The 11,113-nt window shown below is 58.3% G+C and carries 7 protein-coding genes and 3 pseudogenes; 5 read left to right on the forward strand and 5 right to left on the reverse strand.

The genetic code is table 11. From position 1 onward, the window contains the following. Positions 1-199 precede the first annotated feature (199 nt). Positions 200-661, reverse strand: a complete 462-nt coding sequence (locus JWR14_RS13880; protein ID WP_299707537.1) for a glycosyltransferase — start codon at positions 659-661, stop codon at positions 200-202. After that, on the reverse strand, positions 622-1,311 hold the full coding sequence (locus tag JWR14_RS13885) for a hypothetical protein (protein ID WP_299707540.1): 690 nt from the start codon (positions 1,309-1,311) through the stop codon (positions 622-624). Before JWR14_RS13885 ends, JWR14_RS13880 begins: the two co-directional genes overlap by 40 nt. 1,036 nt (positions 1,312-2,347) lie before the next feature. On the opposite strand from JWR14_RS13885, the pseudogene JWR14_RS13890 reads away from it, so the two are divergent. Both JWR14_RS13890 and JWR14_RS13895 read left to right on the forward strand, forming a co-directional pair. Next, positions 2,348-2,593: pseudogene (locus JWR14_RS13890) on the forward strand (SDR family oxidoreductase); the annotation flags it as partial. 112 nt (positions 2,594-2,705) lie between these two features. Further along, entirely contained in the window at positions 2,706-3,578 is an 873-nt protein-coding gene (locus JWR14_RS13895) for a DUF72 domain-containing protein (RefSeq protein WP_299707543.1), read from the forward strand. A gap of 523 nt (positions 3,579-4,101) precedes the next feature. Here the strand turns inward: JWR14_RS13895 and JWR14_RS13900 are convergent. Then, positions 4,102-4,521: pseudogene (locus tag JWR14_RS13900) on the reverse strand (SDR family oxidoreductase). Between the two features lie 854 nt (positions 4,522-5,375). On the opposite strand from JWR14_RS13900, the gene JWR14_RS13905 reads away from it, so the two are divergent. Further along, complete coding sequence (locus JWR14_RS13905; protein ID WP_299707546.1) at positions 5,376-6,596, forward strand: FAD-dependent oxidoreductase; 1,221 nt, start codon at positions 5,376-5,378, stop codon at positions 6,594-6,596. 549 nt (positions 6,597-7,145) lie between these two features. Then, positions 7,146-9,494, forward strand: coding sequence for a PAS domain S-box protein (locus JWR14_RS13910; RefSeq protein ID WP_299707549.1), 2,349 nt, complete (start codon positions 7,146-7,148; stop codon positions 9,492-9,494). 705 nt (positions 9,495-10,199) lie between these two features. Here the strand turns inward: JWR14_RS13910 and JWR14_RS13915 are convergent. Continuing rightward, positions 10,200-10,295, reverse strand: coding sequence for a 2Fe-2S iron-sulfur cluster-binding protein (locus JWR14_RS13915; protein ID WP_299707552.1), 96 nt, complete (start codon positions 10,293-10,295; stop codon positions 10,200-10,202). Between JWR14_RS13915 and JWR14_RS13920 the strand changes: the two genes are divergently transcribed. Continuing rightward, positions 10,260-10,481 (forward strand): hypothetical protein, encoded by a 222-nt coding sequence (locus tag JWR14_RS13920; protein ID WP_299707555.1) that lies wholly within the window; start codon positions 10,260-10,262, stop codon positions 10,479-10,481. The genes JWR14_RS13915 and JWR14_RS13920 overlap by 36 nt on opposite strands. Before the next feature lie 252 nt (positions 10,482-10,733). Here JWR14_RS13920 and JWR14_RS13925 read toward each other — a convergent pair. Further along, positions 10,734-11,113: pseudogene (locus tag JWR14_RS13925) on the reverse strand (malate synthase G); the annotation flags it as partial.

An 11,113-nucleotide genomic window follows, 5' to 3' on the forward strand; every position in this document is an offset into this window, starting at 1 on the left:
CAATGGAATCGAAGAAAAAGGGGCGAATTCATGCACAGCAAGGTAAGCGCGGGCTACGCAATCGCCGTGCCCTGTCTCGCTTGGTGCGCGGTGCAGCGGGCACGGGTAAAGCGCAGGGTCGAGATCACCACATTTGGGACTGAAGTCGCACCAACGCGCGTCCGACGACCCTACGTTGGTCGATCGAGCACAGCGAAACTCACGTTTGAGAGCGGGCTCGCTCTTTCGGGTTGAGGGTGTTTTTCGCGTGCGTTACGATTGGTATCGACAGATCGATAAGGTTGGAAGCGAACAGGGGCGGGCGTCCAATCGTCGGTGGTGGACCGTGCTTTCTCAGCGAAGCGCCACGCAGCGCGAGATCAGAACCGAGAACCACCATCCTCTCAGCCAGTATATGCACGTCTCCCGGCTCCACAATAAAGCCGTCGATGCCGTCCGCGACTAGCTCGCCAGCAACTCCGCAGGTCCACGTGACAATAGCAGGGCACTTCGCGGCAAACGCCTCGCTAATGCATAAGCCCCATTGATCGAACTGGCTGGCGAGTACGGCGAACTCCGCGAGCGCGTACACCGCCGGCATGTCGAGGTTCTTGACTGAATCGAGAATGACCACATGAGAGCTCAAGCCGAGCTGCGCGACTGACGCAAGCGATCGCCACACCGTCCCTGACCGACCAGGACCAGCGATTGGCCGAGTTTGTGAAGCCCTGAACGACAATAGGCTTCGATCACTACATCAACATTTTTGCGCGGTAGGAAACGGCTCACGCAAATAAAATATCGAGGCGGCAGACCGAATTTCGCGCGGACGTCGCTCTCGGAGTTGCGCGCTGCCTCGGACATCAGTGAAAAATATTCCACATCGACGACGTCGAAGCCCGTCCGAGACCGGGCGAGGGGTATCCCTAGCGAGCGCGCATATGCGCGGTGCTTTTCGCCCGTTACGAGCGCGCCGTCGAACTGGCGAATGATCGTCCGTTTGAGCCACTCTTTTGCCCTATACAGTTTGCCATCGTCAGCTTTCGAGTCAGACATGTAGATCAAGGAGAATCGGCGGTAGAGCAACTTCAAAATGCAAAGCCACATGGAGTAGCTCGCGTGATAACCGAGCGTCACTACTACTTGAGGGGCGAACCGTCTTACCGCATCAGACAGGCCTATGGCAACCTTTACCCAGTGCCCACCAGCGTCGCTCGCATCGTTCATTAGGGTTACAGATCGGACAGCCTTCCGTTCAAAGAAATGCGCGCGACGGTCTTGAGGAAAAGCATAAACGCTCGACTTCCCAAAAATTTCCAAAATCGAAAGCATATCTAGCGCGGATGGTCTCGGGCCGAGCATTTGCATTGACTAGGGCGCTTTGTTCCGTTTTCAGGAGACTGTCATGCCCTCAGATCCGACCACGCCAGAAGAACCGGACCCGTCACCGCTTTACACCCGGGAGCCCCAATCCGCCCCACGATTTGCCTGAGGAAGGTGAATCCGACACCAAGCCCGGCCGCGAAGGAGCTGACGCTGTCCCCACTTCGCGCGTTTTTGTTTCCACGTTACGGAGCGCGCCGTGCGAGCCGGCACAACGACGTCGCCGGGACGGCTGGCCGCGAAATACGAACCGGCGGGTCAACTCGCCGTACGCAGATGGATATCACAAAAGAGACTAGCGATGAAAAAAAGATCCGGTTTTATAGCGGCGGCGGTCCTCGCAATGGGCGTCAACATACAAGCATCGCGCACAGGGAACGCCGCAGGATATTACTTAACAAAAGGTTGATGTCGTTCAACTGGCACCGGATACCGCGCTTCGAAAATCAACGGCTCGCCCGTTTTTAATCGCAAAGGAACAACTCGGGACGATTGATGATTTCATTGTCATTCCAGACAACAAGGACACTATGTCGTCCTTTCGGTCGGCGGATTCCTGGGGATGGGTGCACATTTAGTGGCAATTCCATTCTCAGAGATTCGCATCGTTGGAAGGAAATGCAGTGGCCTGATGCAACTTAAGACGCGCTCAAATCCTTACCGGAGTTCAAATGCGCGCCCAATCAGTTCGAGCGTCGACGCCGGCGCGGGGGCAACCATTCCCATTTTGCGAACGTGATCTGGCATGCGGCGGGAAAGGCTATCCGCGACCTTCAGATTGCGCTAGACAAGATGTTTGCGTGAGGCGAGAGCCTGCATGCTTCGCGGCAGAGCCCATCGGGAGGCCTTCCCGGCATGCATGCCGGGAGCAGCGTGTGCGTCCTCACCGGCATGGGAATTGCTCATGAGTCGGTCATGAAAGCCCAATCTCCACCGCATCCAAAGCCGGGCCGGCAGGAACTAGGGCCAGCCGCGCAGAGCTTGCGCGCGCTAAATTCGCTCGCGGGGCATCCGCGTCATTACGGTCGCCCCTAGACCTTTTTGGACGGCACTTCAGGTCAGCGGCGGACAGACAACAGAGAATGTCGAGAAGTTTGGTGAGCAGGTACCTATGGGGCGGCCCGGGCAACCAGCGCAGATAGCGCCCGTCTACGTTCAGCTTGCGTCCGCGCAGGCGAGCTACGTGACCGGGCAAGTCCATGGCGCAACAGGAGGCTCGGGTCAGCCGTAAGTACGGTGTCTCCTTTACATGGCCTGCGTCCGAGGGAAGGGACGTGCATTCGGAGCGGCCGCCAAATGACGCCGCCTGCACGTTGGCGTACTAAATGAGTGCGCGAGAAACGATGGCTAACAGGATCGGAATATCGGGTTGGCGCTACGAGGGGTGGCGCGGCATGTTTTACCCCAAGGGTCTTCAACAGGCTCGAGAGCTGGAGTTCGCTTCTCGTGTGGTAGACACGATAGAAATCAATGGCTCGCACTATTCCCTCCAGACGATCGGAAGCTACAAGTCGTGGTACGCGGCAACGCCCGCTCATTTTGTATTCAGCGTGAAGGGTCCGCGTTATTTGACCCACATGCTCCGATTCCGAGACGATACCGCGCGGCCCGCCATCGCGAATTTTTTCGCCTCTGGCGTCCTCGCGCTTGAAGAGAAGCTCGGCCCTTTTCTTTGGCAGTTCCCGCCCAACTATTCATTTGAGCCCGACCGCTTGAACCGGTTTCTAGCGTTGCTGCCGCGTGACACTCGCGAAGCAACTGCTTTAGCCAGCCAGCATGACGCCCGGGTAAAGCAGCCGTGGTTCGACATCAAGCGTCAGCACCGTCTCAGACACGCGATCGAGATCAGGCACCCGAGTTTCGCAAGCCCGGACTTTATAAAAACGCTGCGCGAACATCGCGTCGCGCTCGTGATTTCAGACTCGGTGGCGGGGTGGCCCTATGCCGAAGATTTGACGGCTGACTTTATGTATATGCGCCTTCATGGTACCGAGACGCTGTACGGCGGAGCCTATACCGATGAAGGGCTCGACCATTGGGCGAGTCGGATCCGGAGTTGGTCCGCGGGAAGCGCACCTCCGGATTCGAAGCTGTTTTCGCCCGCTCGCGCCCGTCCAAGAAAAACTCGCGATGTGTTCTGCTATTTCGACAATGATCAAAAAGTTCGGGCGCCATTTGATGCCCAACGATTGATGGCGCGCTTATCGGGCGCGTAAAGCGTTTGTCTGCGCTCATTGCACTTGTGCTTGTGCTGAGGTTCCTCTCTTGCGATCCGGGCGGCTCACGGCGACATGATCCGAAGCCGGCTCCGACCGTGCAGACGGGCGCACGCAGCCTGGCCCTTAGTACGCGACTTCTCTGCCGGCACCGGGCCGATTCAGACCTGCTTCAACTCGTCGAGGTCGACGACGCCAATTTGGCTCGTGAACGCCAGCGAGTGTCCGTGGCTCTGCTGCTGCGATACCCCGTTAATCCGATGATCGTCACTGTCATAGGTACGAAGGTCGCCGTTCTCTTCATCAGCAAGCGCTGTTTATAAGGGAAAAATGCGTAGCGCACGCCGTTTTGCGAACCGCTTACAGACGCGTGAGCCAATTTATCAGGCCACCGCTTTTCCATGGCCGGCATAGGCTTCATCGGCTCCATGGGCGCCATCGGTTTCATGGGTTTTATCGGTTCCATCGTTCTCTCTCCTTACGGATGAAGGTGGCAGATCGCCGCCCTCTCATCACGCCGTTTTTACGCACTGTCGCCGCCGGTGACGTCCAGCGCCGAACCGGTCACCGTGTGCGCGTCATCTGATGCAAGGTACACGAAGGCCGGCGCGACATCGTCCGGGTCGATCCACGGCACGCCGAGCGGCGTTTTCTGCGTGAGCGCTTCCACCACTTTCGGCTCAAGAGGTGGTTCGGGGACCTTACCTCCTTGCCTCCTTCAGCGCCTGCGTGTAGCGCCTTTCGTTGCGCGTCAATTCGGTATCGATCAGGCCAGGGATGACCGCGTTCACGGTAATCCCGAACTCACCGACTTCCAACGCCGCGATTTCATCAGCCCCAGCAGCGCCCACTTCGACGCCGAGTAGCCCGCGCCATCGCGCATGCCGTGGCGTCCCTGGGTCGATGAAGTGACGATGATCCGGCCGTGCTTGCGTACGGTCATCGCGGGTGCCACCGCCCGAATGCACTCCAGCGTGCCGGTGAGGTTGATGTCCGTTGATCCTGTAGTTGTCCATTAATTCCGCTAGCAGTGTCCATAGATGATGCTAGCGGGAAAAGTTACCGTGAAGCATGTCCAGAAAGGGATTGAAGCGAAATCGCCGCGTTGGACGATGTTGCGTTTCGGCAACTGGCAGTCGGCGAGATGCTAGTTAATTCTGCTGGCGCGTTGGCCCTGTTCATCAATTCCGCAAATGTGGTATTCTTCAATTTTCAAAAAAATACAAAGCTATCCTTAATAAAAGGTGGTGCAACAGTTGGAAAGTACCTTGTTTTCTGAAAGCGCGCATATTTCGCATGGGCGAAGCATTGAACCACTTCCTCCACGCTATGTCGGACGAATTAGCAGGGCGCCGCGCTAGCAGAATTAATGGACACGATTCGCGTCCTATGGACACGGCCAGCGTTAATAACAGACGTCAACATCACGGATGCTAACCACGACAAAGATTCCGGTCAGAGCGTTTTCTATTAAGCCAGTTTTGTCGAAATTCGAGACCGTTTCGATAATGCGGGTTAGCGATAGGAGAGCGTATGAGCGTTTTCAACACATACGATACCTTGTAAATGCAACCTTTGAAGATTTGCGACGATCAAATGCGCGATCCTCGAATTCGGTGATGTGACTCTCCGAACCGAACAGGGTAGAACCTCGCTTCAACGCTCCGAGACGGTTGAAAGGAGTTTGCGACGGGTTTTAAGACGCAGCTGCGGAGTCTCAGTCAGGTACATTCGAATTTGCGTTGCTGATAGACTGATTCTTCCGAAGTGAGGAGCATGCCTCTCATGGAGAACGGCATGAAGCGTATCGTGGTGGTCGGCGCCGGTTTTGCCGGCTTGTGGAGTGCGGTGGGTGCGGCGCGCAAACTCGACGAGTTGCAGGTGCCGACGGACCAGGTTGAGGTCGTCGTCATTAACGGTACGCCGTATCACAGCATTCGCGTTCGCAACTATGAGCAGCCGCTCGACGACACGCTTGTACCACTTTCCGACGTGCTCGATCCGGTTGGCGTGCGCTGGATTCAGGGCATCGTGCGCTCGGTCGATCTGTCGACGCGCCAGGTCGAGATTGACGTCGACGGGCAAGTCCAATGGCTCGACTACGACCGCCTGATCCTCGCTGCGGGGAGCGAGCTCGTGCGCCCTGGCATCCCCGGACTGCGCGAATTCGCATTCGATGTCGATACCTTCCAAGGAGCCGGCAAGCTACAGGAACACCTGCTCCAATTGCCTCGGCTACCGGAGTCAGCCGGGCGCCTGTTGGTCGTCGTGGTCGGCGCGGGGCTGACGGGTATCGAGCTGGCGGCTGAATTGCCCGCGCGGCTGCGCCGCGTCGTCGGTGACAGCGGGCGGAATCCGGTTCGCGTGATCCTCGCTGATCGTTCAGCGAAGATCGGTCAGGCGATGGGCGGCGCACAGCCCGTGATCGAGGAGGCGCTCAACGCGCTGGGTGTCGAACTGCTACCGGGCGTTGCGCTCGGGGCCGTGACGCGCGACGGTATCCTGCTGACGGGCGGAAAACGCATCGATGCCGCAACTATCGTCTGGTGCGGCGGCATGCGCGCGAGTTCGCTGACCGAGCAGTTTCCCGTGACGCTCGATCCGTTCGGACGTGTTCCGGTGGATTCGTTTTTGCGCCTCGACAATGTGCCCGGTGTTTTCGCGGCCGGCGATTGCGCCCATATCCTGATCGACGGAGCGCGGCCGTCGGTCATGTCGTGCCAGCATGGCCGGCCGATGGGGCGCTACGCCGGTCACAATGCCGTTTGCGACCTGCTTGGTCTGCCGATGCTACCGCTTCACATTGACTGGTACACGACCATTCTCGATCTCGGCCCTTGGGGTGCAGTGTACACGGAGGGATGGGACCGCCGTCTTGCCTCGCAGGGCGACGAGGCCAAGCAAACCAAACGCACGATCAACTGCGAACGCATTTATCCGCCGCGAACACGGTCGCGCGAAGACATATTCAAGGCGGCGGCACCCGTCGTCCAGTTGCCGCCGTACACCGTTCGCTAGGGACTCCAGGCCGCTCGCATGCCGTTCCGTTGCGAGTTACTGACAAAGCATCAACAGCTGCGGGAACTATCAGTCCGATCCCAGAGGTTTGTACCGGCACTCGATCCAATCATCGATTTCGCAATTAAATCAGCCGCTTAGATCGAGATATGGCGGAATTTTAACGAATCCCGGTCGGGCCTCGGCATCGAGTGGCCGTATTTGGCAGGCGTGACCGCCTCTTGTCGGCCCATAACGAGACATCCGCGGGAAACCGGCGAATGGCCGGTTACCGTTTTCGTTGCGGTCAACCGACCATCGCGGGACAGGCGGACAACGCATCGTCAACGCTTTCTTCCCTTCGCCATGATTCCCGAATTCGCTCGCTTGCGGAAGCGTCCTTTGCGGTGAGCTCGCCGTCGGCTTCGGCCGCAGCAAAAGACCTTGATCGCCCGGCCGAGCGACGGACGAAAGGAACGCGCGGGTCGCCCACCCTGATCGCATCGAATGACGAGGTAATATATTGGCCAGCCACACCAGCTTCAAAGCCAGTCAAATCGGGAGTCAAATATGCCGAACAAACGGCAACCAGGCGATACGATCCAGAACTGGACGGACAAGTGGGTTGCATCTGTCTCTGACTATTCAATTTGTGCGATTTCGCTGGAAGGCCGGATTCTGACTTGGAATCGCGGCGGCATAGTTATCCACGGATACCAGCCGGACGAGATCATCGGCCAGATGCTGGACATCCTCTACATAGAGGATGACCGCCAAAAAAGGGCGCCTGCGGTCGGCCTCGAAACCGCCCGACGGACAGGGCGCCACGACACCGAAGGCTGGCGAGTCCGCAAGGATGGGTCAACGTTTTGGGCCAGCGACGTGACTACCGCATTGCATACGGAAGGTGGGCAACCTGCCGCTTATGTGAATATCGTGCGCGATATCACGGAGAAAAAGGCCGCGCACGAGGCAGTGCTGGAAAGCGAGCGACGCTTCCGCGTGCTGGTTAACGGCGTGACTGACTACGCAATCTTCATGCTCTCGCCGGAAGGCGTGGTCACAAACTGGAACTCCGGCGCACGGCGCATCAAGGGCTACGCTGCAGAGGAAATCATCGGATCGCATTTCTCGCGTTTTTACACGCCGGAAGACGCTGCGACAGGACTCCCGCAGCGCGGGCTGACCGCTGCTGCGAGGGACGGCCGGTTTGAAGCGGAAGGATGGCGGGTTAGGAAAGATGGTAGCCGTTTCTGGGCGCAGGTCGTGATCGACGCAATCCGCGACGAGGATGGAATGCTTGCTGGGTTTGCGAAGATCACCCGCGACATCACGGAGCGGACGGAAGCGAACCGGGTTCTCGAGGAGACCAGGACGGCACTGTTCCAGTCGCAGAAGATGGAGGCTATCGGTAAGTTGACGGGCGGCGTTGCGCACGATTTCAACAATGTATTGCAGGTGCTGCGCGGTAACCTGGAGCTGCTGGAAAACCGTCATGCCGGCGACGGATGGACCCGCGAGCGGCTCGACAAGGCAATCGACGCGGTCGAGCGCGGCGCGAAACTAGCGTCCCAACTGCTCGCGTTTGGACGTCGGCAGCCCTTGCGACCGGTTGTGATCAACCTGGCGCCCGCGATACGGGGCATGGATGATCTGCTGCGGCGCGCACTTGGCGAGACCATTGAAGTGGAGACGGTCGTCGCCGGCGGGCTATGGAACACGATCGTGGACATTCATCAGCTGGAGAACGTCATTCTCAATCTGGCTATCAACGCGCGCGATGCGATGCCGGATGGCGGAAAGCTAACCATGGAACTGGTCAATGCAATGCTCGACGATCAGTACGTTGCCGGGCTGCCCGATGTGCCGGTAGGCCAGTACGTCATGCTCGCCGTCACCGACACTGGCAGTGGCATGCCGGCCGACGTGCTTGAGCGGGCATTCGACCCGTTCTTTACGACGAAGCCCGAGGGGTCGGGAACCGGACTGGGTTTAAGCATGGCCTATGGCTTCGTCAAGCAGAGCGGTGGACATACCCGCATCTATAGCGAGGTCGGGCATGGCACCACCGTCAAAATCTACCTGCCGCGGTCCACCGAAACGGCAATCGAGCCTCCTGCGAGACCGAGCGTCCGGTTGCTGGGCGGAACGGAGACCATCCTCGTCGTGGAAGACGATCTGAAGGTGCAATCTACCGTTGTCGATACGCTGACCGGCCTTGGCTACAGTGTGCTGAAGGCAGACGGCACAGAGCAGGCGTTGACCGTGATTCGAAGTGGCATCCATATTGACCTGCTTTTCACGGACGTCGTCATGCCCGGGTCCCTGCGCAGTCCCGACATGGCCGCCCAGGCGCTGCAGCTTCTGCCGCGCCTGAAGGTGCTGTTTACTTCCGGCTATACGCAGAACGCGGTCATTCACGGCGGACGCCTGGATCCGGGCGTTGAGCTGTTGAGCAAGCCATACAGCCGGGAACAGCTCGCCTACAAGATCCGCCAGATGCTGGGCGCTACTCGCGCGACCCGTGAACGCCAGGACGCAACGCTGTCAGCAGCAAATTCTGGCACGACAGGTCTCCGGGTTCTTCTGGTCGACGACGATCTTGCGTTACTGGAAGCTACGAGCGAACTGGTAAAAATGCTCGGACATGCTCCGGCTACGACTGGCTCGCCGGAAGAGGCGCTGCGTTGGCTTGGGGACGAGGCATTCGACGTTTTGCTCGCCGATCTGGCGATTCCTGGCATGTCCGGAATCGAACTCGCCGAAAAAGCGGTTCAGTTACGGCCAGCGCTGCGCGTTATCTTCGCCTCGGGCAACGAAATGCCTGCTGTTCCAGCGCCAACATTCCGCTGGAAGGCGATGCGCAAGCCCTATACCCTGGACGAACTGGATAAAGTACTGAACAGTTCCGAGCTTTAGATGCGCTTATCGGTGTACCGGTCACAGTTCTCGCGAGACTTACGTCCTGTCCAAAATACTGCGCGCATAAATGCGATCCCATCGCTGGCAACCGTCTCAAATCGAGCCGAAACCCGACGGACGAAGAATTGCCCTGAGTGACCGAAACGGGCCGATGAGTGCCATTCGCGCCGCTGCAGCGAACACAGACCATCTGACCCAGCGACAACGATGACGCTGGCCGGAGGGGATTGAAGTCGATCTGATACGAAGCGATCGGTTGCCTTAGCTAGTTGAGATCACGAGGACGTTGGATCAAGCAGAAGACCTCGAATAGCGGACTAGCCGGATCGAACTCATAGTTCAATTTGAAATAAACTAAAGCGATCAACGGTCGATGTCGATGTCGATGACATGACGAAGGCGGAGAGCGGGGCTGTGCAAGTCGGCCATACCGCTCAACCGCAACGCGGAAGCGTTCGTTATCGTCAATTCTGATACATCCAATAGTCGCTGATCCAGATGGCTTCAGGTGTGGCGTGTCCGAGCCGCTCATGCCAATACCCGGCAGCATCGCGCATTGGCCGTCGGTTGATACCGTCACCACTTGCAGCAGTTGACACTTTTAATGCGCCACACGTAAACCCATGATTTTGAACGGTCTTTGGACACTACTTACGCGGATTGACGTTTTTAATTCGCAATCGGTGACAACTTCATTGTGGTCTACGTGACGCGTAGCAATTGACGGCTCATTAAGATGAATCCCGACGTGCAAAACCCGCATTGAAAGGCGCCACAGTCGACGAAAGCCTGCTGCACTGGATCGAGGACGCCGCCTTCTTCAAGACTCTCGATCGTTGCGATGCTGGAACCGTCGGCGTGCATTGCGGGATAAATGCAGCCGGTCACAGCCTGGCCGTCAACCTCGACCGTGCAGCAGCCGCACAGGCCCTGACCGCAGCTCTCACGGAGTCCGCCGAGCGGCTTTACTCTTTAGCAAAATAAGCATTACTTAGCATAGCGACCTTGTTCGCCCAATCATTTTTATTGCGACAGAACCGATCATGACCGCCACCCCGATCTGACATCCGGGCATTGCCAGAGCTGACGGGTTTGGTCGCGGCGCTTGTCGGAGTCCGCTCAACAGCGTGGGAGTGAAGGCTTCGTCATGCGCTTGGATGAACGATTGTTGGGGTTCCGAAGGTGGCGCTGCAGCCGGAGTGCGTATCGCAAACCGGCTTGCGGCTACCACCCCAGCTATGCCTTGGCGCCGAGCCGGAACTTATGCAGCAACGGTTCCGTATATCCACTCGGTTGCGCACGGCCCTCAAAAACCAGCGCCTTCGCCGCCTTAAAGGCCAGCGACGTTTCAAAGTGACCGGCCATCGGCTGATACTGCGGATCGCTGGCGTTCTGCTTGTCCACGACCTTCGCCATGCGCTCGAACGTCTCGTTGACCAGCGCCGCCGACACCACCCCGTGATGGAGCCAGTTGGCAATATGCTGGCTTGAAATCCGCAGCGTCGCGCGGTCTTCCATCAACCCGACATCGTGGATATCCGGCACCTTCGAACATCCCACGCCCTGGTCGATCCACCGCACCACGTAACCCAGAATCCCCTGCACGTTGTTCTCGA

This window comes from Caballeronia sp. (genome assembly GCF_028292365.1).
In the GTDB taxonomy this organism is placed as follows: Bacteria; Pseudomonadota; Gammaproteobacteria; order Burkholderiales; family Burkholderiaceae; genus Caballeronia.

Excerpts from the sequence above, each read along its gene's own strand:
- JWR14_RS13905 (WP_299707546.1), top strand. The coding sequence starts at position 5,376 with ATGAAGCGTATCGTGGTGGTCGGCGCCGGTTTTGCCGGCTTGTGGAGT.
- JWR14_RS13910 (WP_299707549.1), top strand. The coding sequence starts at position 7,146 with ATGCCGAACAAACGGCAACCAGGCGATACGATCCAGAACTGGACGGAC.
- JWR14_RS13885 (WP_299707540.1), bottom strand. The coding sequence starts at position 1,311 with ATGCTTTCGATTTTGGAAATTTTTGGGAAGTCGAGCGTTTATGCTTTT.
- JWR14_RS13895 (WP_299707543.1), top strand. The coding sequence starts at position 2,706 with ATGGCTAACAGGATCGGAATATCGGGTTGGCGCTACGAGGGGTGGCGC.